Genomic DNA, 25,551 nt, shown 5'->3' with positions numbered 1-25,551 from the left:
GCCGTATCCTCCCTTAATTTCCGTAAGTAATGCTCGCGCCGAGATGTCCCGTAATGATGAGCAGTCCAAATCCGATAATTGTTAAAATGAGTACGCCCCATTTTGAATAAGTGGCGTAGTTTTTAAACCACATTCCCCCAAGTTGGATCACTGTTGCTAAACCGTAAACAATCAATGCTAACATTGCGAACGTTTCGTGTAAGTGAACCAAACTTTCTACATGCTGTGGATTAAAATGTTGCATCGCGTATGCTTCTCCGCTATCGCCAAGTAAGTAACTAATGGCCCCTGTGACCATCCCTACGATAAGTAAAAGTGCTAATGAAAAGGATAAATCTTTTTTCTTCAAAATAACAGCTAATAGTGCCAAAAATGTCGCAAATGTTAATAATGCGATTGGGAAGTGTACTAATAATGGATGTAATGGCATGTATATCAACCCCTTGTTTTCTTAATAAGGTTAATATACTGAAGAAAACTGAAATGAACCTGAAAATTTTAAAGTTTTATTAAAAAAGTTGTTCCTTTTTCTTCTTTGGAAATGACTTCAATTGTCCCACCATATTGTTGAACACGCGCTTGTAAAAGTGACAGCCCAATGCCTGAGCCTTTTTGGACAACGTTACCGCGGTAGAAACGTTTAAAAATATGTTGTTGCGCGTCTTTAGAAATCCCCATACCATCATCATGAACACGCAGTTCTATGCCATTAATTAATTTTGAGGCGCTTATAGAAATATGCACCTCTGAGGTGTTATGTTTCACGGCATTTTCTAATAAAATATTCACCATCTGTTTTAAATGGAATGGTAAGATAGGATAGGTCAAATCGTGGGCATACAACCGTTGTATCCGAACGCCATAAGCCATTTCGATAGAGTGCACCGCATCGTCTAAAACTGGACTAATATTAATCGCCTCTAAATCTTGTACATTCATTTCTATCTCAAGCATTGAATCAATCAACTGTTGCATATACGTGACTTCTGACTTCATTTGTCCTAAGGTGTGTTGACTTGTCTCACTCAGATTTTCACGATCTAGCATTTCTATGTACTGTGTGCCAAGCAATAACGAGGCCATCGGGGTTTTCATCTCATGCGAGGCGTTTTGAATAAAAAGCCGTTGGTCTTGCATCAACTGTTCATAAATTCGGACAGGGCGTGCTGCCAAATAATAAGCTAACGCCATCATCATTAAGAAGCCAAGACCAAAACTCCCCATTAATACGGCAACTAAAAACCCTTTTGTTTCATGAAAGTCACTCACATTCGTCAAACTATATAATGTCCGATGGTCCGATAATGGAACCTTACGCACATCAAACACACCATGCGCACTCTCATCAATAAATGGTAGCTTTTCTGAGGCATGCACAAATCGATCTTCTAACGTATCCTTTGAAAATGGCGTCCGTGCTTCTTGGATACGCCCCTCTTTGACAATAAAATAATCGTGTGACGCATTTACATTTTGCTGATGTTCAATTGCGTGGTGAACGCTTGCGGTCTGACGCTTCGCTGTTTCGCTCATTTCTTGATTCAATTTATAACTGAATAAAATGACGATTATTAAAAAAAGCGTACTTAATAAGACAAATAACATCCCGGCATATTTGATGAAGGCTGGCCAGAAGCGATATTCTGTCATGATATCACTTCCAATTTGTAGCCGACGCCACGGATGCTTTTAATTTGAAGAGTGGCTCCTAAGGTCGTTAACTTTTTGCGTAGTTGGCGGACAAGCGCATCCACATTGTTGTCTGAAACGATTTGATCCAAATACCATACTTTTTCAATAATAAGCGTGCGCGAAACAACGGCATTTAAAAACAACAATTCTAGTAATTGATACTCTTTTTGTGTTAAGTCCATAACTTGTGCTGACATTAAAAATTGATGTTTTTGATAGTCATACGTCACATTGCCTATCGTTTTCTTGTGCGTATCCATTGCGTGATACCGCTTCATCACCGCAAGCATCCGAGCTTCTAGTTCTTCAAATTCAAAGGGTTTTGTCACATAATCATCCGCCCCAGCCGTTAGACCTTCCACTTTATCTGCGGTTTGTGATTTCGCTGTTAACATGATGATGGGGATAGGTTCATGTTGCGCACGAATGGCACGAATAATATCCACACCGCTTTGATCGGGAAGCATCCAATCCACAAGAAGCACATCATAATGAATTTGGTTCATATAAAGTGCAACTTCTTCGCCACTTTTTAACCAATCCACACTATAGTGCCGTAACTTCAACATATTTTGAAGTAATTCGCCAATCATGTGGTTATCTTCAATCAACAAGACCTTCATCCAATCCCCTCACATTTCTCAGTTGTTTATGATGCTTTTGTGTCTTCAAGCATATGTTCATCTTCACGATATTGTTGTAACGTTAAAATTGCCACACCCCAAAGCATTGCGACACCGATGGCTCCTGCTACATAAGCGCCTATTTTACAAAATGTTTTCATAAGTTTCTTCCTCCTATTTTTTAGCTTTATCACTATCATTATATACCACTTTACGAAATAACTTAAAACGTGGTCCGTGTGGAAACGTTGTTTAAAAAGCAAAGCCATCAAAATCTACTTGAATGTAAATTTTGATGGCTTTTGCATTTGAACAGTTAACGCGTTTTCGGTTGTTTTAACATATTAAAATAGATATGTTTCATTTTGTTTTCCAAAAGGTTCGGTTTATTGTTTTCATAGTTTGTCGCAATGACCACAATATAGCGGTCATTAAAATAAGTGGTGAACGTCTGTCCGTAAAAGACCCCATTGATGCGATTATAGCCTGGGAACGCATAAAAACCATAGCGATAATTTTCAGGATAACGTGCGGTGTTAATTTCATGAATATAAGGTTGGGTGACGTTTTCAGGAAACATACGATTCATTTGAAGATTTCTAACAACTAATCCCATATCGTGTGTCGACATATATAAATTTCCTGCACCATAATATTGATCTAAAAAGAGCGTCGGCGTAAAGACCGGTACATTTTTATTGCGTTTATATCCTTTGGCCATATCTTCTTGATAACGGACATCATTAAAAAAGGCACTATGTTTCAAGTTTAAAGGACTTCCAAAGTGTTTGTAGTAATTTTCGGTATAACTTTGATGCGTCACTTTTTCAATGACTTTCGCCAATACGAGATAATTCGCATCATTATAAAAATGTTTGTGATAATATTTTCGATTGATGCCCTTTTTCTGAATGGCGGTAACGGCCTCATCTAAATTCAATCTATTTTTCGACCCTTTATATTTATAAAGTCCACTTTGATGTAACATTAAATCTTTCAACGTTATCGGCTTTTTCGTTTTAAACTGTGGCAAATATTGGGTAACTGGCGCATTAATATTAACTTTACCTTCAATTTCCAATTTCTTTAGCATAATGCCCGTAAAAAACTTTTGTGCAGATCCAATTAAAAAGAGCGTATTGGCATCATTGGTTTTTCCACTTTCAATATCTTGAAAGCCGTAACCTTTGTTCATTTTCAAATGGCCATTATCATAAATAGCTATAGATCCATTAAAATTTTCACGCTCTAAGTAGCGATCAATTTGAGGATAAACAGGATTGTGCGCGTCCATCACGGTTTTAAGCCGTGGAATATCTGTCACATGCGCCGCTGGTTTATCTTGTTGGCTTGTTTGTAAATTTGCCCATTCTTGTTCATGACGTTTTTTTAAGTGGCGATAAACACTCACACTTCCAAGCAAAATGGCTAAAGCAATACAACCGACGATTATATTCATAATTAATGATTTTCTTTGTTTATTCACTTTCTTATTTCCTTTTTCAATTATTCGATAGCACTTCATCATATCATAAATTGAATCTTGTCCTATCTTTCATAAATATTCTATACTATTTTCATTCTATTTCCAGTATTAATACTCTTGATTTTTATCTTTTCACAAAGAGTTAATATCATTAACATACATTTTGACTTATATCAGCCGACGTTGACAAAGAGCCCAATTATAGAGATATTTGTGTGTACTATTTTTGAATTTAAAACAAAAATAACGGCTAGTGAACAACTCACCAACCGTTAAAAGTATAGAATCAATAAAAAATAGCCGATATTATTACGATACTAGCTATAATTGCAATAATTCCACCTTTTTTCATTTTTCTTATAGTTAATATACCTAAAGATAAAAATATCATTGCTTGAAAGCAATATTGCCATTGTATTGGTATTTTTAATATATCAGCAACATTAAGAAATACTGTGATAATTGATAGCATAGAAATTATTAAAAAGATAATTTCATATAATTTAAAATCTCTAATGTCCATCTTCTTACCTCCAAGTATCCCCTTTTTAGTTGTAAGATATAACTGTAAGAACATTCATAATGATATTATCATAAGAATTTGGTGTTGTCTTTTTGGCTTCTTCTAGGCTTAATAATAACTAAATTAAAATAAGACACTTGGTCTCTAAAAGAAAATCTTTCTAATAAATTAGTATTAATGCTACACACAAAAAGTTAAATATTACTTTTCCTATTAGCGTTAGCAGAGAATTAGAAAACAACAAAAAAATTAATGTACCTATAGTTATATCATTAATATTGTAGAAAGTAATTCTTTCAAATTTCACACCAACTTCAATTGTCTGATTTTCACACCATAGAGTAAAAGATCTAGTAGAATTATGCAATTTTACTAGATCTTCATTAAACTTACTTGATTATGTCTATCAGTTCTTTCTTAGATGCCGCACGGGCCGGAATCCATCCAAAGACAATACCGATTAAGGAGGAGACGCCCACCGCAAGGAGGACTGATCCTAGGGTAACTGAACTTTTAATATAATCTGGCGTTAACGCATCAACGAGGGCGGCAATCGCTATTCCAATGACTAAACCAATGATGCCTCCGATTAAACATAAAATGACACTTTCAATTAAAAATTGAAGTTCAATGTCACGTCCTTTTGCGCCAAATGCGCGTCGAATGGCGATTTCTTCCGTACGTTCCGCCACAGAAATGTACATCACGTTCATGACACCGATGCCGGCAATAAAGAGGGAAATACCTGCCACCGCTGCCACAAAGTACGTAATCGCATCAAATACTTTGTTGATGTTTTTCATGAGCGCTTCCATATCTGTGTATTGGTAGGTTCCGCTGCCCACAGCCGAGCCGCTTTTGTTTAATTTATCTGCGACCGCATTGGCCACGTCTTTTTTGCTCATACTTTCATTAAACTTTACTTCTAGTTGCGGCGTTGCGGAAGTTAAGTTCGGCAAATAACGTTTCAATGTATTAGAAGGGATTTGAACAAGATTCGGTGTGACCATCTCATTTTGAATGCCAACTACTTCAAATCCCATCCCATCAATATAGATCGTCTTGCCGACCGCATCTCCTTTAAACAGACTGTCAGCCACTTCGGAACTAATCGTTGCGACGCGGTCTGAGGTCTCGTTATCATCAGACGTGAATCCTTTTCCTTGTTGGGTCTCACGTGCGGACGTTTTTGGTTTAATCGTGATGTCAGATTTTTTATTAACACTCCGGGCTTCACTGCTTAATCCGTCTTGGTCATTCTTCTTCAGTTTCGCATCTTGTACCCCTTTCACTTGTTTGGCAAGATCTAAATCTGAGGCCGTGAAAGGTGTCGTGTTCGCCGGGGGTTTCCCTTCGGCCATTTGATTGTCTATATAATCAATGAGCACGGTATTTTTAGAGGCCCCTGCATCATTGAACTGCTTATTGGCGGTTTCTTTAAACCCGTTTCCCAATGACATGATGGTAATGACCGCGGCAATACCGATAATAATCCCAATCATCGTAAATATATTACGACGTTTGTTTTTCAGGATAGAACGTAAGGCAACGTGAATAATATTGTTAAAGTTACTCATGTACGTTCACCTCTTCTTTTTGAATACGACCATCTAAAATATGAATGACGCGATCGGCTTGTGCGGCGACTTTCGGATCATGCGTGACTACAATCATGGTTGTACCTTGTTCTTTGTTTAACTTTAAAAACAATGTCATGATATCTTGTGAAGTCTTTGAGTCTAGCGCCCCTGTCGGTTCATCCGCAATGATAAACTTAGGTTCATTAACAATCGCCCTTGCGATAGCGACACGTTGTTGTTGGCCTCCTGAAAGCTTGTTCGGCACAAGTTGTTCTTTATCGTAAAGACCAACTTCATGTAACATCGCTCGCACACGTTCTTTACGGGCTCTTGCAGAAAGGCCGGCATAGAGTAAGGGAATGCTCACATTTTCTAAAATCGTATTGTTTTGAATCAGTTTAAAGTTTTGGAACACAAAGCCAACGGTACGGTTACGGATGGCGGCCAGTTCATTATCTGAACGTTGTTGGTAATTATGGCCGTCAAACAAATAGTCGCCTTCGTATCCGCGATCGATAAACCCTAAAATATTGATAAGCGTACTTTTCCCTGAACCTGAAGGCCCCATAATCGCCACAAATTCACCTGCATCGATTCGTAAGTGAATGTCTTTTAAAATGTGATTCGTTTCGTTGCCGTTTTTAAAACTTCGGTTCACATGATTGAGTTCTATCATGAGGACACCTCAACTTTTTTCCCGTCTTTTAAATCGCTATCAGGATTTTTGATGAGTTTGTCACCTTTCTTCAGACCTTTTTTCAAAATGAGGTCCCCATTATTGTCATCATATTTAATTTGTCGTTTATCAACTGTACCGTCTTTATCCACCACATACACGTGATCATCTTTCGTCAGCACAGACGATGGGAGTTTAATCGTGTCGAGGGGGATTTCAGCTTCAACTGAGAAACCGTTACGCACATCAAAATCTAAGTCCCCAATCATCACAGTATATTTTGAAGACGCGCTGTCATCTCCTCCAGTTGGATTGGTTTCCGTCGGATTAGACGCGGTCATCGCTTGTCCTTCTCCAGAATCTCCACTTGGGTCGGCTCCACTCATCGCACCTTGTCCACCTGCTTGTTGAGCTTGGTCATAACTTGTTGGGAGTTCAGAAATGCTTTTAATTTTGCCTTTTCCTTTTTTACCCGTGCTAGTCACGGTAACATTCACGTCGTCACCGACTGAGATTTTGTTTAAATCAAACTCCGAGACCGTCGTTTTAATTTGAGGTTCATCGGCGATTAATTTCAAAATCGGTTCGCCTTTACCCACATTTGTCTTTTTAATATCCGATACAATCCCATTGAACGTCGCATAGACACTATCGTTTACTTGACTATCGTATTGATTCAATTGTTTCCACGCTTCATTGATGGCTGTTTGATCGCCTTTCGCTTCTGCTTGACGCACTTGTTGGTATAACTCATTGCGTTTATTCGGGTTAATGTCGTAGTTGATTAGAGGGGTCCCTTGTGTCACACGTTGTCCTTCATTGACTTGTACACTGACGAAATCGCCTAACTGGGCATTATTTTGATATGTTTTAATAGATTCTGGCGAAACCTTGCCCGTCACTTTAATCGGACTTTCAGTCTTCACCTGATATGTATCGTAAGCTGCTTTGTCATCTTTGTTCGAGCCTGTCACTGCTTTTGCGATAAATCCTGCGATGATTAACAGGGCAATCCCGACAATCGACAAGATAATCATTGATTTTTTCTTCAAAACGTTCTCTCCTCACTTAATAATCTTTAAAACTAGTCGTAGATGTTTTTTTCTAACAACACAACTTTATTTATTTTAAGTTTATATGATTTTTCAATCATGCGAAACCTAATTGTAGAATTTTTTACGATAATTTTAATTTGATTAACAATGCTCCCCTTTAAAACTGACGTTGATTAATTAATTATTTTATCGTATCGTTTATATAAAGTAAGATTTACATGATTAGGAGGAATGACAAACTATGAATCATAGCAACTTATTACATATCGATGCGTTTGAAAAAAAGCGCCATCATCCGAAACTACTTCGAAACCTTCTTTTATTAATTGTGTTATCTATCATCGCAGGGATTCTTACACCCTTTGTCACAGATTTCACGGCCACTTTTAAAGAACAAGGGCTCCCACAAGAACAAATTGATGGCATGACGACTATAATGCCTATATTAACCGGCATTGGTGTGCCTTTTGGTAATTTTTTTAACTGGCTCATTTATTTTGTGATTGTGTTAATCATTGCTAAAATCGCAAAATCTGATGTGTCCGTTAAAAGTATTTGGGCGTCCACGTTACTCATGCTTGTTATTTTATCTGTGGTGGCTATTGTGGCCCTACTGATTCAATGGATGTTCGGCTTAAAATTACCTGATATCAATATCGCCTCTTTGAATATCTTTTCACCAGGGCAACCGCAACTTGCAGCGATTAACATCCAAAATATTTTGACGGCTTGGTTATTCGGCGTGATTTTACATTCTACGTGTCACCTTTCTAAAAAGTGGTCTGCCGTTTTAGCGGTCATTCATTTTATTGTTGTTCTCTCATTCTCTTTATTTACTTAAATGGAAAAGGGGCTGGGACATAATTCCTAGCCCAAAAAGAGAATCGATTAGGTAAAATCATTTTTACTTAAACGATTCCCTTTATATATTATTCCAAAAAAATAAAGTCCTCGCGTATAATAATGAATAACCACAAACAAAATGATACGGAGGAACTTTATATGTATAAAAATTATAACATGTCTCAACTAACACTACCAATTGAAACGGAAATTACATTTCCAGAAAATGATGTTTCTACTATTATTAATCATCTTGTTGAGTCCATCCCTGACGCAGAATTCAATGACTATTACAATCATAGGGGCCCCTCTTCTTATCATCCCAAGATGATGTTAAAAATACTTCTTTATAGCTATTCTCAATCTGTTTTTTCAGGACACAAAATAGCATTCCTTCTTAAAGATAGCTGTCGTCTCATGTGGCTTGCCCAAGGGCAAACACCTTCTTACAGAACTATAAATAGGTTCAGAATGAATCCACACATGATGGGAATTTTACAAACTTTATTTGTTGGTTTTAGAGCTTAGTTAATCGAAGATAAATTAATATCTGAAGATGTTGTTTACATCGATGGAACTAAGCTTGAAGCAAATGCCAATAAATATACGTTTCAATGGCTCGCAAATACCGAAATATTCAGCCAATCGGTTGTTGAAAAGTCTAATACACTTTACGAAACTTTAGTAGCTGAGGAAATAAAAAAAGAATCCTCAAAAGAGTTGTCTAAAGAAGAGATGAATCAAATCGAAACCTATCTAGAGAACAAAGAAAAAAATTTGACTTCTCAAATCGAAAACACGGCCAATACTCAAGAACGTAAAACATTGAGAAAACAGCGAACCCAAATTAAAAAAAGCAAAAAAGCAATTAATGATTTAGAGAACGCAAAATTAAATATGAGAATCAAAAAGAAATTTATGGTGACAGAAAGAGCTATTCAACAACAGATTATGATGCGACATTTATGAGAATGAAAGATGACCACATGAAAAATGGACAATTAAAACCAGGATATAACTTACAAATAGCAACGAATAATCAATTTGTACTCGCCTACGGCGTGTATAATAAACCGGGAGATACAAGAACACTGGATCCGTTTTTGAATGAAATGAAAGAATTATATGGTGGCATTCCGGAGTATATTGTAGCTGATGCAGGTTATGGTAGTGAAAGTAATTATAAAATGATACTAGATGATTTTGAGAAGGCGCCACTAATCACTTATGGAATGTATATTAAAGAAGGGAAAAAGAAATTTAAAAATGATCCGTTTATCTCTGCAAATTGGCGATACAATGAATTAGACGACTATTACTTGTGCCCGAATAATAAAGAGTTACATTTCTTCAAATATAGAATTAGACATGATTATTATGGTTATCGTCGAGATTTCAAAGAATACAGATGTGAAGATTGTTTCGATTGCCCATTGCGAAGCAAATGTATGAAACAAACTAAAAATCCGAATACAAATAAAAAATTACTGAAAAACTTCACATGGGAATATCTAAAAAACTATACTAAACAATTGCTTTCAGATCCTAAAATGAATGGCATCTACAAAAAACGTAAAATAGATGTCGAATCAGCTTTTGGAAATCTGAAGGCTAATTTGGGTTTCAAAAGATTATCCGTACGCACCCAATCTAAAGTCGAATGTGAAATTGGAATTGCCCTTATGGCTCTAAACATAAGAAAATTAGCACGATAAGTGCTAATTTCAAGTAGAATTCAAATGAAAAACACCACAAAAATCATTTCAAAAGATTTTTGTGGTGTTTTTCTTAGGAACTGAAACCCTATGTCCCAGCCCCTCATATTAATACTTTAGTCCAATTGCTTTATTTTGAATTTTAAAAAGTGAGTAATAATATAAATCCGTAATCACTCTTTAAATAGATTCTTGCTAGCTCTATAGGAAATATACAACTCTAAATAACTGACAATCATGAGAGGAATAAAAAAACAGAAAAACATAATTATATATGTAATTAATTTAAAATAAATAATATTTGTAAAAGCGATAAACAATAATATAATCATAGAAATTATAAAGTTCGATAACATTTTGAAATATAGTTGAAAATAAAATTTTCGCTTTGTATCAATATCATCTCTAGTTACTTCACTTGCTATATATCTAATGAATATAAACGAAATAAAGAAGATAATACTTCCAATAACCATTTTATCCATTAATGTACCATTTAATGAAGATCTATTGATAATAGCATAAATAAATAAGGCCACAAAGAATATTATAGTAGATTCTGAAATCGTATAGAGTATATTTTCGCGTTTCCTTTCGTCTTTTGGCAATATTTTCTTTGTAAAATAATGTTTCATTTCATATCTTCTCCAAATAGTTCGTCTAAACTTTTCCCCAAGGTAAAGCAAATTTTCTTACAAAGTGCTAATGAAGGGTTATAATCACCTTGTTCAATAAGGGATATAGTTTGTCTTGTTACTCCAACTTTTTTTGCAAGATCTTTTTGAGTCATAGAAAGTGCGATTCTTTCAAATTTTACTTTATTATTCAATATTACTCATCTCAATACTACTTTTTCTTAATGATATTCATGATTGATGCAAAAATCATGAATACTATTGGGAATAAAATTAAGTACATAAAAAACTGAAAACTAACCCCCACTCTAATATACATAACTACAGAAGTAATAACATAAATTACTAGCATTACTAACAAATCATTCTTCTTCATTTTGATTCTCCTCCCTTTGATTATCAGATAACCATATTTCTAAACTTTCTCTGTCAAAAAAATCCCTTCTTTTTTTCTCAACTATAATTCCCTTTTTTAAAAAATATATATTATCAGCGAGATCTAAAATTGTACTTGGTAAATGACTAGTAAATATTATAGTTTTCTTTTTCCTCCTTAAATCCTTCAAAATTTTTGAAAACCTAGATTGTGTAATTGAATCTAACGCATTAAACGGCTCATCTAATAATATAACGGGTACATCTACTAACAACATAGATGCAAAATTAAGCTTTTGTTTCATACCGGTAGAAAAATTTTGAACCGGAGTTCTTAAGTCTTCTCTCTTTAAACCAACTTCTTCTAAAGTCTGTATTACTAATTCTGAACCAATATTCTTTCCATATAAATTACTTATTATTTCCAAATTATCTTTTGCACTCAATTTTTCATAAAAAAAAGGGTCAACAGGAACATAAAAAATTTTGTTTCTTAAACTAACATTTTTAAGTATACTTTTGTCATCCAAAAATATATTGCCATTACTAGGCAGTATTAATCCACTAATTATATTTAGTAAAGTTGTTTTACCAGCACCGTTTGCGCCAACTATGCAATTTATACTGTTCTCATCAAAATCTATAGTTACGTCTTTTAAAACAGATATTGATTTTCCGAATTTTTTTTGTACATTTTTTACAGTTAACACGCTTATAGCCCCTCTTATATTAAATTTACATATTTTTCAATTAACGCTGCAACAAGAGTTAATATTAATACAAGTAAAATTACGAGAACAAAATCTCTGTATATTTTAGTTTTAATTTCCCTTTTTTTAATAAATTTATTATACAAGTATGATATATAACCTAATGAAAATGTAGAAGCTATCAATAATGCCCCTATCTCAAATACACTATGCGGAGCTAACGCTAAAATGACTTTAATTGTCTGACCACTCTTTATGCCGTGAGCTATAAAAAAACCTATTATAGCAGAATTTAAAAATATCATTACAACATTCAAAATACCCAAAGATAAAAAACCGAAAACCGCTATTATAAAATAAGTCAAATTGTGAACAAATAAATCTTTAACATTCAAATCTTCAGATATTACTGCCTTACCTAGGTCTACACCTAAGAAGTAATAAAGTAAAATTCCTATTAAAAAACCCACAACCAAGATAGACAAATTAAAAAGAAATATTTTTTTGTAATTTACATTATAGATATAAATCCCTCTTTTCCCATTTTTTAGTTATTTTACTCTTAGAAAAATATATAAAATAAATAAGTATTATAAACAGTAAAATGTTATATATAATAATAAAAAATATTATATCAACATATTCACGTTGTAATAAAAAACCTATAAAAAAAATAAAGAAATAGGATGATGAAATGAAATTTTTAATTTTATCAAACAATGAATCTTCTAAAATACTTTGATCTTCAAAATAATCAAATTCACTGTAATGTTGATAATTAAAGTGAGGTGATAGATATGACGGAAGTAGTGATAAATTAGGAATTATGATAGCATTGATAACAATAATCTGTATTAGAACGAAGTATAGGTATATATCCATATCAAAAAATATGGACAATAAAATAGCAATTATAATTGTTTCCTTAATTCCTAAAAAGCGAATTAAGAGAATTTTTGCTTCATAAATCTTTTGAAATTTAGTATTGGACATTCTATATAGACCTATACTTTTACCATCAGAATCAAATCTTAAAGTTCTGGTAAACAAATCCACTCCAGCCGAGAAACTGTCACGAGTTACTGTGTTAAGAATCATCAAAAATGCCATTGCATTTGCTAACTGACTACTTGAAAATTGTGAAAAGTAAATTATAACTCCTAAAAAAAACCAAATAGAGTAACTTATATAAATAAATGGTTTATGTAAATTTATTTCTTCTCTATTGCTCAGTAACTGTTTCAACTGTACAAAGAAAAGTGAATTAGGCAAAGAAACATCTCTGTTTAAACAAGAATTATATATATCGTCCTTCCTATACCAATATCCAACCAAATTAAAACGATAAAATATCACTAATAATAAACACACTAAAATAAGCCATATTACATTATAAATATTAATTTTTATAAATATTGTATGAGGTGATATAACGTCTAGAATAACAGTTGCTTTACTATGTATATCAAATAATTGATTTTTAACACTATAAAAATAGTTACTCCATTCAAATTTCTCTTTGATTTTTAAAACGTGCGCCGAGAAGATTAAAAATGGTCTTATAAAAATATTTAAAATCAGAAAAGCAATCACAAAACCGATAATAGCAACTGCTATACCTAGTATTATATTAATAAAAAAATATGAAATGGATGCTATTTTCCTATTACTTTTAACCTTTATATTTGTATAAATAATTTGAATAACATATGAAATGACCATAAAATAAAAAATAGAAAGTATTATTTTAACTAATAGAATCCAAGGGTGTGGATGGTTTAAACTAAGTCCTAAACCTATAGCTATAAAACTTAAATAAACTGGTATTTTCTTCAAAACATCAGTTAAATATATTAAGTTGAAGATATCGATTTGTTTCAAACCCACTCTATATAATAGATTCTTATCCATAGGGCTTATTAGTATCTTTGCTCTAGGTAATATGGGTATTAAAACTGTATAAAGGAAAGAAATTAAAAAGTAATAATATTCAATTACATCTATATTTACATGTTTTTTTAGATATGAATTCACTATAAGAGATGTCAAAAATAGCAAGGATATCGAAGTCATTACTTGAATAAAAAACAATAATTTAAACATTTTTTTTAAATTATTGTTTTTTATGAATTCAAACTTTCTTTGTATGAAATATAAGAAATTGAATTTGAGATAATAACAAGCTATTGTGAATTTCATTTAAACTCCTTTTTTGAGAAAAGAGCCCACTTTTTAAGAAGGCTCTTTTGTAAATATTTAGATTATTTCTTACCATGCAGCAGCTTTTTTAACGCCCCAACGTTTAATGAATTTCATTATTGCTGCACGTCCTATACCTGCAATAGCAGTTCCAACTCCACCACCAAATGCAATTCCGGCAACTGTAAGTGCTGCCCAAATATCACTTCCTGTTGCTAAAGCACTTACAAAACTTGTTACAGCTGATCCTTTAATACCTGTCCACGCAATTTTCTTGTGTAAGTTAAGCATTGTTTCCACCTCCTTTTTTAAAATATTATACATGTTTACCTAAAAATTTGAAAGAGTTATTTTGTATTTTTTGAGTAATTAAACTTTTTTTAAAATTTTATACGTCTATTATACTCAAACTAATAAGCTGTAGAATTCTCTATTTGACATTTTGCAATATATATATTACATTAGAACTGTAAATATTTAGATTATTTCTTACTGAACAGAGAAAATGGAAGGTTAAATTAATGTGACCTTCCATTTTCTCTGTTTTTCCGTTATATTCTTCAATTGTGTAAATAATTCTACAAAATAATTATTCTGTCATTTCTTATATCTAACACCCACTTAAGAAATATCGCTATATTCAATGTTAGAACAAATATCAAGCATCAATAATGATACAGTTAAAGTTGCAAATTAATTCTTTGTTTTTAAACTGGATTCGATTGATTGATTGAAACTTTTAATCATACATATTGTAGTCATAAGTATCTCCTATATCTATGCCTCAATGATTGTTTTACTTTAAAATACATACACTAAGATCAATCACAATAATGTAATGAAAAGGCCGCATATATTTAATTTAAGTCTATGAACTTAAATTTACTTTCTTTAAAAATACTATAATGAGAATTGCATTTAATAGTGTTTGCTAGATGTATATCTAGAAGTATAAACATACTAAGATTAACCAAGTCACCAAGCTAATATGATATTTATATCTATGGTAGACGTGGCTAGCATTAAAATAACTTATAAGAACAATTACATGTCTGAATTCAATGCCTTTTTCAACAATTTTAGGAATTATTGGTTTTATTTTCCTATCTTCTGTTACTGTATCAAAAACAACTCCTAAAATTCTATATTTATTTTCGATAAAATTATACTATAGAACCAACTTATCCATTTGTTTTAGAATATTTGATTCAAAACCTAAACAATCTATTAATTCTTTAACGAACACAAAACTCACCAATGTTATTAAAAGATTTCTCAAAAGTATTGGTATTACTTCTTTAAAACTAGTCGTAGATGTTTTTCTAACAACACAACTTTATTTATTTTAAGTTTATATGATTTTCCAATCATGCGAAACCTAATTGTAGAATTTTTTACGATAATTTTAATTTGATTAACAAAGTTCCCCTTTAAAACTTCTATTGATTAATTAATAATTTTATCGTATCGTTTATATAAAGTAAGATTTACATGAGCAGGAGGAAAGACAAACCATGAATCAAGGCAACTTATTACATATCGATGCGTTTGAAAAGAAGCGCCATCATCCGAAATTACTTCGAAACCTTCTTTTATTAATTGTGTTATCTATCATCGCAGGGATTCTTACACCCTTTGTCACAGATTTCACGGCTACCTTTAAAGAACAAGGGCTCCCGCAAGAACAAATTGATGGCATGACGACTATAATGCCTATATTAACCGGCATTGGTGTGCCTTTTGGTAATTTTTTTAACTGGCTCATTTATTTTGTGATTGTGTTAATCATTGCTAAAATCGCAAAATCTGACGTGTCTGTTAAAAGTATTTGGGCGTCAACGTTACTCATGCTCGTCATCTTATCTGTGGTTGCTGTTGTGACCCTACTGATTCAATGGATGTTCGGCCTAAAATTACCTGATATCAATATCGCCTCTTTGAATATCTTTTCACCAGGACAACCGCAACTAGCAGCGATTAACATCCAAAATATCTTGACGGCTTGGTTATTCGGCGTGATTTTACATTCTACGTGTCACCTTTCTAAAAAGTGGTCTGCCGTTTTAGCGGTCATTCATTTTATTGTTTTCTTCTCATTTTCATTTTTTGCTTAAATGAAAAAGCTAGGACGCACCTGTCCTAGCTCGCATGGTCTACAAAGTTTTTTGCTTTGTAGGCTTTTTTATTTTCTTTTGAGAATATTTTCTTTAGTGGTGATGAAGTAGGGAGTGCAATTGATAGAGATACATAGCCCACACGCATAAATTAAAGAGAAAAAATAATACTGCGAATAACCACTGAACTTTTCGGGAAGATTTCATGTTCCCTTTCATAATTCTTTCTACTTTAGGCATCGCTTCAATCATTCCCACCATCACGCTCCACAAAATTAAAAAGAAAATGGGTAAGAACCATAATTGCTTTTTCGGCCCAAAGGCATCAGCCTCTCCAAATAACGTAAAATGCGTCGCAACCGTGTAAGGGAGATGTGTGTACGAGATCCCGAGATATATCAGTGCGCCTAGCCATAAGACTAAAATAAGCATATAGATAACTCTCAAATACTTGTGCTGTCGACTCATGTTGCGAAACTCCTTTCAATGCGTTAAGCCTCTTTTAAAATAGTATCCATCATGCGACGGACGCTTCCTTCATACATGGCGCCAAATTTCACGAGATGGACGAGCAGTAAATACAACTCATAAAAATGAATTCTCAGATGTGCACCTTCTTCTAAAGGATACGCTTCATCATACGCTTTATAAAAATCTTGGGTGAAACCACCAAACACTTTCGTTGCGCCTAAATCAAACTCACGATCACCATATAGTGGCGCAGGATCGAACAATGCAGGTGTCCCGTCTGTTAAAAACATATAATTGCCTGCCCATAAATCTCCATGGAGGAGTGAGGGACGACTCTGATGCTTTTGTAATGTCGTATCAATGAGGTCATAGACTTTATCCAATAGTGCGAGCCCCTCTTCTGATAATAATTGTCTTACTACAATCATATCTCGTAATGGCATCAACCGTTGTTGCATAAAAAGGGTTCGCCAATCATCTGCCCATGTATTTTCAAAACGATGGTCTCCCCCTTCATAAGGAAGATGAAAACCAAATTGTCCGTTCTCACTTTCAGTATGATGAAGTTTGGCCACTAATTTACCAAGTGCACGTTGGCTTCCCGATGTCCCTTCATCTAAGTAACTTAAAAGTAAATACGCATCGTGAGACACTTCCCCATTGGCGATAACACGAGGCGCCGTAACACCCGCTGCCTCAAACGCTTGAAGCCCAGCCATTTCTGCCGCATAAAACTCTTGAGAACGCCCCGGTTGGACTAACAAAAAATAAGGCTGATCTTTCGTTTCAATTTTGTAGGCTTGGTTCACATCGCCACCTGAAACAGGTTGTATCGTGGTAATGTCTTCCAGTGGTAAAACTTCACGCCATTGTTGTTCGTTCATTGCGCTCTTCCTTTCTTTTACTTCAGTTCTTATAAAACTCCTACCCGAAATAGCATATTTTCAAAAGAAGCGACCCCTAAACACAATATTTTCATCTGTTGTGTCTTTTCACTATACTTAAAATATCACAATTCATAAAAGGAGCGGACTATGGTCATGGAAAATAAAAAACAGTTATTACTCGATGCGTATCAATTCCGTCATGCTGTTCGACAATTTGATTCTGAGAAAAAAATCAATGAGGACGATTTTAACACAATTTTAGAAACAGGACGCCTCTCTCCAAGTTCACTAGGATTAGAACCTTGGAAATTTTTAGTCATTCAAAATAAAGATTTACGTGATGAACTGAAACCTCACAGTTGGGGGGCTACAAAACAATTAGATTCAGCAAGTCATTTTGTGCTTATTTTGGCACGTAAAGATGTTCAACCGAAAAACCCTTACGTCTCTTACATGCTTGAAGAAATTCAAAAAATGACGCCAGAAATGTCTCAACAAAAACAAGAATCCACAACAACTTTTCAAAACGACAGCAATGACCTTTACCAAAGTGAGCGCACATTATTAGATTGGGCTGGTAAACAAACGTATATCCCTCTTGGCAATATGATGACTGCAGCAGCCATTTTAGGTATCGATTCTTGTCCTATGGAAGGCTTTTCTTATCCTGAAGTGGCGCAATTGTTAAGTGACAAAGGCTATATCGATTTAGACACGTATTACCCTTCTGTCATGGTCGCATTTGGCTATCGCAAAGAAGCACCAAAACGTGAAAAAAGACGTCGTTCAGCTGAAGACGTTATTCAATGGATCGAATAACTGCCGACATCCTATACAAAAACACACAAAAAAGCAGGTCAGATGCGATGCTGACCTGCTTTTTTATTTAGGTTCTATACTTTTAACAGTTGGTGAGTTGTTCACTAGCCGTTATTCTCACTTTAAATACAACATGGCACAAATATCTCTAAAATTGCAAGTACAAAACTTATAACATACATAAAGTTGTTTTATTACCTCTATACCCCAATAAACTTTACATACCTTATACGTGCATACTTTATGCATGTATAAGGGTATGCACGTATACAAATAAGTGTTGTGTAATTTGAGTTTAAAAAATAGGTAGCCATACAGAGTGAATTACATAGGAGGTTTGTATTTTGAAAATAAGCTATGCAAGAGTTTCAACTGAATTACAAAATTTAAATTTACAGGAAGATCAGTTAAAGGCATTTGGTTGTGAAAAGAAATTTAGCGACTATATAAGTGGTTCAAAAATAAACAGCCGGGCTTAGATAAAGTGAATGAATTTGCGAGGTCAGGAGATACAATTGTTGTTTGAAGATTAGATAGATTGGGACGTAATATGGAGGATTTAATCACACTAGTCAATAAGCTTAACGGACGAGGAGTGAGCTTTCATAGTTTAGAAGAAAATATAACGATGGATAAATCAGGTTCTACAGGACAATTATTATTCCATTTATTCACAGCGTTACAAAGTTTGAACGTAATCTAATTTTAGAACGTTCTTCAAGGGGTAGAATTGTAGCTCGTGACAGAGACCGTCTTGGGGGTAGACCTGAAAAGTTAAATACCAAAGATTTAAAATTGCTCAAAACACTTTATGATAATGGGAAACCTATTAAAACTATTGCAGAGCAATGGCAGGTTTCACGATTAAAATGGGAAACTATTTTTTCTTCTTGTTTATCTGAATCAATATTAATAGAATCCGTATTGTGATTTGTTTCTAGAACTTCTTTATCCTCACTTATATTAGAAGAATAATTAAGCTGCCTTTCTTCTAATTCAGACTCCAATCTTTGTATTTTTCTATTACTTTCTAAAGCTAATATTTGTTGATTTTCCAACAGTTTATTTAATGTATTCACATTGCTATTTTGATAATCTAATTGTTTGTTTAGATTATCAATATATTTTTCATCATTTTTAGCCCTAGTTTCAAAGATTTCTATTTGCTTTTCTAACTCACTTATTTTTGTCTGAAATATCTTAGAACTATTTGAATGATTATATATATGATTTTCAACTTCTGAAGAGTTTTCGTTAAGTAGTTCTTTTTTTATTGAACCTTTACTTTTCGTTTTTCCTACTTTCTTGATAATTTTTTCTACAATCTTCAAATAGTCATTGTCATCAATACATTAATCAATTATTTATACTTATATTGCAAATACGGTTCAAATCCCTCATTTAATCAGCAGTTCAATTGAAGGGATTAACAATAAAATTAAGCTTATCACACATGTCACTTATGGTTATAGAAATTTTAATAACTTTAGAAATAGGATTTTCATCATTTCGAGGTTATATGTGAGTAAATATAAAAACGTACTAAGCAACAAAAACTTGCCACTTAGCACATTTTACCTTCACCAACCGACGTTGACAAAGCGCTTTTATTTATTGTTCTGCTTTTTCAATGCGCATTAAATAATCTGCGATGGAATCATAAAAATCTGTTAGTTGTTTGTCAGAATGATTGGCATCTAAAGCATCACTGCCTACAAAATCACTATGATCCCATCCTTTCATCGTCGGCATGACTTGCCAAGTTCCTTTTTGAAGCGGTGAATTTTCATTCACTTCGACACTCTTTTCATCGGAAGGATGTTGAGAAGAAATCACAGAAACCAGGCCATCATTTGGTCGCCATAACACATCGTCGACAGCCCCTATGTAGTTGCCGGTAATCACTTTTGACGCTTCAATTCCTAAATCTACCATTTGTTTTCCAAGTTGTGTTGGGTGCGTCGCAAGTCCTGTGTATGTTTTATAATAAATATTCGGATTCAATTCGGTAGTTTGATTAATTTTGTCTGCACCTTCACGCGTTAAATCATATAAACCTGTATCTTCAGAATCCCAAATTTTACTTTTAGCCACGCGATTATTGTAATCAATCAATGATTCTCCATCTTGACGTTTAAAGCCCCATTGATTTAATCCAAAATCAATCGTTCCGAGATTGCTAGACGTTTTCGCAAAAGAATAAAGTAAATTACGAATGATTGGGCTATTGCCGAGACCATCTGAGGCATGTGTACCATTGTGTGGCGTCGCAAGGGTCGTAATAGATTTCACCATGTGGTCATGACCCCCTTTAAATAAATCACTGATTTCACCGCCATGCGCTTTTTGATAAGCGATTTCCTCAGGATCACCAAAACGTAAATAATGTTCAAGTAAGCGAATCGTCTGACCGCCCATACTGTGTCCAATAAAATGAACAGGGTTACCAGGTTTCCAATCCTTTAACACGCCTTCATAAGTTTTACCATATCGTTCATGACCAAATTTCTCAGAATGTGCTGCCCCATAATCAACACGGCCACCTTTTAAGAAGTAATATAATTCAACAGCGCGCTCATGGTTACTCGCCAAAGCACTCACACTCGCTTCATACATTTCATAGCCTGACTCACGCAAATGATTTTGCAAATTCGCCTTTGTGCCACCCCAATAGTTTTCACCTTTCGCCGCAACATCTCCTACAAATCCGTTAAAACCATGTACAAAAACAAAAGGATCTTTATTTTTAGGATGTTCTGGATTTTGCACAGCATCTGGCGCTTTTTTCACAACTGGTGTTTTTTCATTCGCTTGTTTTGTAAATTGTGCTTTTGTCGTTGTGTCTTTTGTTTTTGGCGCGTCGACTGATTTTAATGACGCCTCATTTTCTTGAGATGATTCTGTTTTCGACTTTTGTTCATTTGTGTATTCTGTTTCTGTTTTATCTGAAGGATTGACTTTCACTCGACTAAACTCACTATCGATTGAAGGTACTTGGGCTTCTTCGTTAGATTTTTCTGCTTTTGATGACGTCTTTTTGTCATGTTCTGAGGGGTCAGCCTTTGTAAGGTCTGTCATTTCAGTGGTATGTGTTGTCGGTTCTGTTGTTTCTGCAGATTCATCTGATGTTTTGTGTTTGGCTTTCGAAAGAGGCATCCCAGGTTGTTCAGTACTTGGAGTCGCGTCTTTCTGGGCAGGCTCAATGGGCTTCATATCCTCTGATTTTTGCGCCGGTTCTACTGGCTTCATGTCCTCTGACTTTTGCGCAGGTTCTACCGGTTTCATCTCTTCTGATGTTGGCGTCGGCTCTACTGGTTTCATCTCTTCTGACTTTTGTGCCGGTTCTACTGGTTTCATGTCCTCTGATGTTGGCGCCGGTTGTAATTCTGTCATTTTAGCAGATGCACTGGTTTGTGGATATGCATCAGTGACTTGACTTGATTCAATTGGTGTTGTTTTCGATGTTTGTGGCGCTTCTAGTTTTGTCATTGGCACCGATTGTTCTGTTGTCGTTTGAGCTTGTGGTGTTGTCGGCGTGTTTGTCTCATCTGCATGTGCCACCTGGCCTCCACCAATAAATATAAATGAGGCAACTATAACAGACGTTGCACCGAAAACGGATTTACGGATTGAGAATGTGTGTTGACGTTGTGTTTGTTTCATTTTACCAGTCCCTTCGGATATGTATAGCCCTTTAAAAGTGGCTTTTTCACTGGTAGCATACCAAAAGACCGTAAAATTATTGTAAAGTTGCCTAGTTGCTCTAATTTTTTGCTTAACTGTTAAAAATCTATCTATTGAGGTAACATCCAGGCATTTTCATTGCCTATGTGTAGGTTTTTTATGCCTAACTGTTAATTTTGGAATTTTTATGACGATAGCGCATACCGGAATGTTATGCACTCTCTTTATTTTTAAATATAACTTTACAAATTTTTGTTTTTTATCTAACGGCTCTATTCAATCTGTAAGCGCTATTATATAATAGTTGTGCTTATCAAAAGCGCTTGATACTCATACATATTTTAAGAATAGAAGGTGTACTTATGCTTAACTTTTTACAGCGTATTGGGAGATCGTTAATGCTTCCTGTGGCGGTGTTACCTGCAGCAGCGATTCTCATTGCAATCGCCAATACGATTGCCGCATTTTCAAATAATACAAATGCGTACTATACATTCTTTTTTAACGCCGGCATGGGCATTATCGGACAACTCGGTCTGCTTTTCGCCATTGGTGTCGGTCTTGGCATGGCTAAGAAAAATGATGGTGCCGTCGCACTAGCAACCGTTGTTGGCTTTTTCACTGTAACGACGTTGTTAAAACCAGAAAACGTTGCGAACTATTTAAATATCGCAACGAAAGACGTTAATGCTGGATTTGCGAATATTAATAACGGCAATGTCTTTATCGGGATTCTCGTCGGTTTAATTGCGGCTTACGCTTATAACAAATTTGCCTCTACTGAGCTTCCTACCGCTTTAGCGTTTTTTAGTGGGAAACGTCTTGTGCCAATTATGACCGCATTATTCAGTGTCATTCTGTCAGGCATTCTACTTTTTGTTTGGCAATTCGTTTATTCAGGTCTCGTCAACTTTGGGGAATTTATTCTAGGACTTGGGCCAATTGGTGCCGGCCTCTATGGTTTCTTTAACCGTTTATTGATTCCTACTGGACTTCACCATGCGCTCAATGCGGTGTTCTGGTTTGATGTAGCAGGGGTCAATGATATTGCCAATTTCCAAAGTCAAAAAGGGACAGAAGGGATCACAGGTCGCTACATGGCTGGCTTCTTCCCAATTATGATGTTTGGGGTGCCTGCCGCTGCACTTGCGATGTATCATACCGCAGACAGTAAAAACAAAAAACAAGTGGCAAGCTTAATGTTAGCCGGTTCTATTTCAGCTTTTGTGGTGGGGATTACAGAACCCATAGAGTTTGCTTTTATGTTTGTGGCCCCACAATTGTATGTCCTTCACGCTGTGTTAACTGGATTATCATTGTTTATCGCAGCCACTTTCCAATGGACTGCAGGATTTTCTTTTAGTGCCGGTTTAATCGATTACGTTTTGTCTTTAATTAATCCGATTGCCCATCTGCCCCTTATGCTCGTCTTACAAGGGCTCGTATTTTTCGTTCTGTATTACGTGATTTTCCGTTTTATGATTGTGAAATTCAATCTAAAAACACCTGGTCGTGGCACTGAAATTCCTGATCCTGAAGTGGACTTGACTCAAAACGCATCACATCAAGCGGGCTCTAAATATTATCAAACCGCTTCGACAATCATTTCAGGGTTGGGTGGCGAAGACAATATTGCCTCTCTCACAAACTGTGCGACACGTTTACGTTTAGAACTCAAAGATACAAGTTTAATGAATGAGAACCAAATCAAGTCTGCCGGCGCTGTCGGGGTAACGAAAAATGGACAACATCAAGCACAAGTCATCATAGGGACACACGTTCAACAAGTCGCTGATGAAATTGAAAGACAAATGGAAAAACAAGATAAATAACTAAAAACTGTCTGCAAGGCTTCCCTACTTGTAGACAGTTTTTTTAAGATTTTTTCCTAAACTTGCACACTACACTCTCTCGATTTACAAATCAAAAAGGAGCTTAGACATGGACTGTCTTTGCTCCTTTGATTTATTTTCTCTCCTGTTTTGGAGGGAATGTAATTTTGATATGTTGTGGAATTTCATAAAAATCTTTAAAAATCGCTTTACGGCGTTCGGTTTCTGGCGTAGAACGTTGCATATATTCTTCAAAAGGCAACCGTTGCATATGATAAGTTGTTAAATTTGGGTTTTCAGAAGCGGCACGATGGATGCCCGCAAGACGCATATGATCCGCAATACTAATGATCGAAAACATTACCACATACGCAGTCGCAAACGTGACCGCAAATAGGCGAATTAACCATTGCCAACTTGGCCCATTTAACCTTAAATAACGTAAGAGTACAAATGCTACCATCACATAAATAATAAATACGGCATAAAAATTTCGCGGGCCTATCGGCTGTACAATTAACAGCGGTGCCACCATGATAGGAATCGTGAGCAGTAATACCATAACATATGTCTTTATGCGTACAGGTAACGCACCGTAATACACACTTAATAACAAAGCGATATAGAACGTTATCGCAATGAAAAAGTCTATGAACGCAACCTGCGCTTCATGAAGTCTCAAGTCAAGATCTAGCGGAAGTCGAATCAACAACATGTACAATGGGGCACTGGCTAAACCTAGATAGAGTAAACCCTTCACATAGAACGGGACAGTACTTCGATAAACTTGATAACCTAACAAAATGGCGATAAGAATTAAAATCAGTATCGATTGATAAATGATATGCTCTGGAAATTGCGTCGTCAACGTATGAAACATTCGACTGATGAGTCCTTGATCCTCACTACTCACTTTTTGATAATCGGATTGGCCACCAAAAATTTTGATATACTGGGGATTCGTAAACATTACAATAGCTCCTATGAACGCACTTCCAAAAGCGATGAAGAGTTGTTTTAAATGTTTACGATATTTCACATAATAAACAATCGCTGAAATCGTAATCATCGCAATATTAAAGAGGGTCATGCTTTCCATAAACCATTGCCCTAAAATAGCGGTCACCATCATCAACAGCATTTCCCACCATCGCAATTTGCCATGTTGCACTAATTTGATGCAATAGCGCAAAATGAGCAATGAAGCAAACATGGCAGGGACATAGTTAAAAAATCCAGCAAACCAGCCATAAATTTGACTGTAAATCGTGGAAGGGATCAACAAAATCAACACAAACAATAACAACATATGATCATTGGGGTGATGATCTTCCCCTAAAATATCATCCACACTTTTTTGAATAACTACCATGATGCCTATCGCAAAGACGACATAAACGAGATAACGGAATAACGCCACTCGTGTCGCAATGACTTCGAACGTATTCCCTAAGTAGCGTCCATTTAAGGTTTCATAAAAAGTTTGAAACATATGTGTGCCATAGGAAGTGCCCCACTCTAAATCATCATGTGTTAAAGGGGTTAATACGCTCATGACAAAATAAAAAATAATAATCGGGATTAAAATTCGGTAACGTAGTACACGTTCTAACATAATGGGTGTCTCTTCTT

23 protein-coding genes and 4 pseudogenes are annotated in these 25,551 nt (G+C 35.0%); 7 read left to right on the top strand and 20 right to left on the bottom strand.

All coding sequences use genetic code 11. The features are described 5' to 3' along the window. Positions 1–13: 13 nt before the first annotated feature. The 9 genes from PYW36_RS01600 to PYW36_RS01560 form a co-directional block, all read right to left on the bottom strand. A complete protein-coding gene (locus PYW36_RS01600; RefSeq protein WP_037575979.1) occupies positions 14–430 on the bottom strand; it encodes a DUF2231 domain-containing protein in 417 nt (138 codons plus the stop codon). A 68-nt stretch (positions 431–498) separates the two neighbouring features. Continuing rightward, positions 499–1,650, bottom strand: coding sequence for a sensor histidine kinase (locus tag PYW36_RS01595; protein WP_103159512.1), 1,152 nt, complete (start codon positions 1,648–1,650; stop codon positions 499–501). Then, a complete protein-coding gene (locus PYW36_RS01590) occupies positions 1,647–2,315 on the bottom strand; it encodes a response regulator transcription factor (protein ID WP_103159513.1) in 669 nt (222 codons plus the stop codon). Before PYW36_RS01590 ends, PYW36_RS01595 begins: the two co-directional genes overlap by 4 nt. A gap of 26 nt (positions 2,316–2,341) precedes the next feature. After that, entirely contained in the window at positions 2,342–2,476 is a 135-nt protein-coding gene (locus PYW36_RS01585; protein WP_255201448.1) for a hypothetical protein, read from the bottom strand. A 155-nt stretch (positions 2,477–2,631) separates the two neighbouring features. Next, on the bottom strand, positions 2,632–3,840 hold the full coding sequence (locus PYW36_RS01580; RefSeq protein ID WP_422784797.1) for a serine hydrolase domain-containing protein: 1,209 nt from the start codon (positions 3,838–3,840) through the stop codon (positions 2,632–2,634). Between the two features lie 247 nt (positions 3,841–4,087). Then, positions 4,088–4,324, bottom strand: a complete 237-nt coding sequence (locus PYW36_RS01575) for a hypothetical protein (RefSeq protein ID WP_037575984.1) — start codon at positions 4,322–4,324, stop codon at positions 4,088–4,090. A gap of 389 nt (positions 4,325–4,713) precedes the next feature. Then, positions 4,714–5,901 (bottom strand): ABC transporter permease, encoded by a 1,188-nt coding sequence (locus PYW36_RS01570; RefSeq protein WP_103159627.1) that lies wholly within the window; start codon positions 5,899–5,901, stop codon positions 4,714–4,716. Next, entirely contained in the window at positions 5,894–6,580 is a 687-nt protein-coding gene (locus tag PYW36_RS01565; RefSeq protein ID WP_037575988.1) for an ABC transporter ATP-binding protein, read from the bottom strand. Before PYW36_RS01565 ends, PYW36_RS01570 begins: the two co-directional genes overlap by 8 nt. Further along, the gene (locus PYW36_RS01560; RefSeq protein ID WP_172458456.1) at positions 6,577–7,617 is read right to left on the bottom strand and encodes an efflux RND transporter periplasmic adaptor subunit; all 1,041 of its coding nucleotides are present in this window, start codon (positions 7,615–7,617) and stop codon (positions 6,577–6,579) included. Before PYW36_RS01560 ends, PYW36_RS01565 begins: the two co-directional genes overlap by 4 nt. Before the next feature lie 259 nt (positions 7,618–7,876). On the opposite strand from PYW36_RS01560, the gene PYW36_RS01555 reads away from it, so the two are divergent. Together PYW36_RS01555 and PYW36_RS01550 are read left to right on the top strand one after the other, a co-directional pair. Next, positions 7,877–8,476 carry a YIP1 family protein gene (locus tag PYW36_RS01555; protein WP_103159629.1) on the top strand — a complete coding sequence of 200 codons (600 nt, stop codon included), beginning with the start codon at positions 7,877–7,879 and terminating at the stop codon, positions 8,474–8,476. Positions 8,477–8,637: 161 nt separating this feature from the next. Beyond that, positions 8,638–10,193, top strand: a pseudogene (locus PYW36_RS01550) (IS1182 family transposase). 631 nt (positions 10,194–10,824) lie between these two features. On the opposite strand, the gene PYW36_RS01545 reads toward PYW36_RS01550, so the two are convergent. The 6 genes and pseudogenes from PYW36_RS01545 to PYW36_RS01520 form a co-directional block, all read right to left on the bottom strand. Further along, positions 10,825–11,025, bottom strand: a complete 201-nt coding sequence (locus tag PYW36_RS01545) for a helix-turn-helix transcriptional regulator (protein ID WP_198645704.1) — start codon at positions 11,023–11,025, stop codon at positions 10,825–10,827. 165 nt (positions 11,026–11,190) lie between these two features. Further along, positions 11,191–11,913, bottom strand: a complete 723-nt coding sequence (locus PYW36_RS01540) for an ABC transporter ATP-binding protein (protein WP_103159632.1) — start codon at positions 11,911–11,913, stop codon at positions 11,191–11,193. Between the two features lie 14 nt (positions 11,914–11,927). After that, the gene (locus PYW36_RS01535; RefSeq protein WP_229717297.1) at positions 11,928–12,383 is read right to left on the bottom strand and encodes a stage II sporulation protein M; all 456 of its coding nucleotides are present in this window, start codon (positions 12,381–12,383) and stop codon (positions 11,928–11,930) included. 46 nt (positions 12,384–12,429) lie between these two features. Further along, positions 12,430–13,800, bottom strand: a complete 1,371-nt coding sequence (locus tag PYW36_RS01530; RefSeq protein WP_229717298.1) for a hypothetical protein — start codon at positions 13,798–13,800, stop codon at positions 12,430–12,432. Between the two features lie 381 nt (positions 13,801–14,181). Beyond that, on the bottom strand, positions 14,182–14,403 hold the full coding sequence (locus PYW36_RS01525; protein WP_103159666.1) for a putative cyclic bacteriocin: 222 nt from the start codon (positions 14,401–14,403) through the stop codon (positions 14,182–14,184). Between the two features lie 745 nt (positions 14,404–15,148). After that, positions 15,149–15,280: pseudogene (locus tag PYW36_RS01520) on the bottom strand (GNAT family N-acetyltransferase); the annotation flags it as partial. A gap of 346 nt (positions 15,281–15,626) precedes the next feature. Here PYW36_RS01520 and PYW36_RS01515 point away from each other — a divergent pair. Further along, positions 15,627–16,226, top strand: coding sequence for a YIP1 family protein (locus PYW36_RS01515; protein ID WP_103159667.1), 600 nt, complete (start codon positions 15,627–15,629; stop codon positions 16,224–16,226). A gap of 93 nt (positions 16,227–16,319) precedes the next feature. Here PYW36_RS01515 and PYW36_RS01510 read toward each other — a convergent pair whose 3' ends face one another. Continuing rightward, on the bottom strand, positions 16,320–16,694 hold the full coding sequence (locus PYW36_RS01510) for a DUF1648 domain-containing protein (protein WP_037575989.1): 375 nt from the start codon (positions 16,692–16,694) through the stop codon (positions 16,320–16,322). Between the two features lie 23 nt (positions 16,695–16,717). Then, on the bottom strand, positions 16,718–17,581 hold the full coding sequence (locus PYW36_RS01505; protein WP_103159668.1) for a fructosamine kinase family protein: 864 nt from the start codon (positions 17,579–17,581) through the stop codon (positions 16,718–16,720). Between the two features lie 156 nt (positions 17,582–17,737). Between PYW36_RS01505 and PYW36_RS01500 the strand changes: the two genes are divergently transcribed. Next, positions 17,738–18,403: an NAD(P)H-dependent oxidoreductase gene (locus PYW36_RS01500; protein ID WP_103159692.1), complete on the top strand. Its 666-nt coding sequence runs from the start codon at positions 17,738–17,740 to the stop codon at positions 18,401–18,403. 344 nt (positions 18,404–18,747) lie between these two features. Then, positions 18,748–19,333: pseudogene (locus PYW36_RS01495) on the top strand (recombinase family protein). Between the two features lie 37 nt (positions 19,334–19,370). On the opposite strand, the pseudogene PYW36_RS01490 reads toward PYW36_RS01495, so the two are convergent. Then, positions 19,371–19,752: pseudogene (locus PYW36_RS01490) on the bottom strand (DUF536 domain-containing protein); the annotation flags it as partial. Positions 19,753–19,762: 10 nt separating this feature from the next. Here PYW36_RS01490 and PYW36_RS11355 point away from each other — a divergent pair. Continuing rightward, positions 19,763–20,044 carry a transposase gene (locus tag PYW36_RS11355; RefSeq protein ID WP_103159693.1) on the top strand — a complete coding sequence of 94 codons (282 nt, stop codon included), beginning with the start codon at positions 19,763–19,765 and terminating at the stop codon, positions 20,042–20,044. Here PYW36_RS11355 and lip read toward each other — a convergent pair. Beyond that, positions 20,015–22,066, bottom strand: a complete 2,052-nt coding sequence (lip, locus tag PYW36_RS01480) for a YSIRK-targeted triacylglycerol lipase (RefSeq protein WP_103159669.1) — start codon at positions 22,064–22,066, stop codon at positions 20,015–20,017. The genes PYW36_RS11355 and lip overlap by 30 nt on opposite strands. Positions 22,067–22,449: 383 nt before the next feature. Here lip and nagE point away from each other — a divergent pair, with 383 nt between their 5' ends. Continuing rightward, positions 22,450–23,919, top strand: a complete 1,470-nt coding sequence (gene nagE, locus PYW36_RS01475; protein WP_037576002.1) for an N-acetylglucosamine-specific PTS transporter subunit IIBC — start codon at positions 22,450–22,452, stop codon at positions 23,917–23,919. A gap of 133 nt (positions 23,920–24,052) precedes the next feature. Here the strand turns inward: nagE and PYW36_RS01470 are convergent, their stop codons facing one another. Next, positions 24,053–25,534, bottom strand: a complete 1,482-nt coding sequence (locus PYW36_RS01470) for a DUF6056 family protein (RefSeq protein WP_103159670.1) — start codon at positions 25,532–25,534, stop codon at positions 24,053–24,055. Between the last annotated feature and the right edge of the window lie 17 nt (positions 25,535–25,551).

Origin of the sequence: Staphylococcus chromogenes (assembly GCF_029024625.1) — a bacterium.
Classification (GTDB): domain Bacteria; phylum Bacillota; class Bacilli; order Staphylococcales; family Staphylococcaceae; genus Staphylococcus; species Staphylococcus chromogenes.
The sequence above is the reverse complement of the archived record's forward strand: the minus strand, read 5'-3'. Positions and strand labels throughout refer to the sequence as shown.

Bases quoted from the DNA above. Each gene is read 5' to 3' on its own strand.
- PYW36_RS01600 (WP_037575979.1), bottom strand. From the start codon at position 430: ATGCCATTACATCCATTATTAGTACACTTCCCAATCGCATTATTAACA.
- PYW36_RS01595 (WP_103159512.1), bottom strand. From the start codon at position 1,650: ATGACAGAATATCGCTTCTGGCCAGCCTTCATCAAATATGCCGGGATG.
- PYW36_RS01590 (WP_103159513.1), bottom strand. From the start codon at position 2,315: ATGAAGGTCTTGTTGATTGAAGATAACCACATGATTGGCGAATTACTT.
- PYW36_RS01585 (WP_255201448.1), bottom strand. From the start codon at position 2,476: ATGAAAACATTTTGTAAAATAGGCGCTTATGTAGCAGGAGCCATCGGT.
- PYW36_RS01580 (WP_422784797.1), bottom strand. From the start codon at position 3,840: ATGAAGTGCTATCGAATAATTGAAAAAGGAAATAAGAAAGTGAATAAA.
- PYW36_RS01575 (WP_037575984.1), bottom strand. From the start codon at position 4,324: ATGGACATTAGAGATTTTAAATTATATGAAATTATCTTTTTAATAATT.
- PYW36_RS01570 (WP_103159627.1), bottom strand. From the start codon at position 5,901: ATGAGTAACTTTAACAATATTATTCACGTTGCCTTACGTTCTATCCTG.
- PYW36_RS01565 (WP_037575988.1), bottom strand. From the start codon at position 6,580: ATGATAGAACTCAATCATGTGAACCGAAGTTTTAAAAACGGCAACGAA.
- PYW36_RS01560 (WP_172458456.1), bottom strand. From the start codon at position 7,617: ATGATTATCTTGTCGATTGTCGGGATTGCCCTGTTAATCATCGCAGGA.
- PYW36_RS01555 (WP_103159629.1), top strand. From the start codon at position 7,877: ATGAATCATAGCAACTTATTACATATCGATGCGTTTGAAAAAAAGCGC.
- PYW36_RS01525 (WP_103159666.1), bottom strand. From the start codon at position 14,403: ATGCTTAACTTACACAAGAAAATTGCGTGGACAGGTATTAAAGGATCA.
- PYW36_RS01515 (WP_103159667.1), top strand. From the start codon at position 15,627: ATGAATCAAGGCAACTTATTACATATCGATGCGTTTGAAAAGAAGCGC.
- PYW36_RS01510 (WP_037575989.1), bottom strand. From the start codon at position 16,694: ATGAGTCGACAGCACAAGTATTTGAGAGTTATCTATATGCTTATTTTA.
- PYW36_RS01505 (WP_103159668.1), bottom strand. From the start codon at position 17,581: ATGAACGAACAACAATGGCGTGAAGTTTTACCACTGGAAGACATTACC.
- PYW36_RS01500 (WP_103159692.1), top strand. From the start codon at position 17,738: ATGGAAAATAAAAAACAGTTATTACTCGATGCGTATCAATTCCGTCAT.
- lip (WP_103159669.1), bottom strand. From the start codon at position 22,066: ATGAAACAAACACAACGTCAACACACATTCTCAATCCGTAAATCCGTT.
- nagE (WP_037576002.1), top strand. From the start codon at position 22,450: ATGCTTAACTTTTTACAGCGTATTGGGAGATCGTTAATGCTTCCTGTG.
- PYW36_RS01470 (WP_103159670.1), bottom strand. From the start codon at position 25,534: ATGTTAGAACGTGTACTACGTTACCGAATTTTAATCCCGATTATTATT.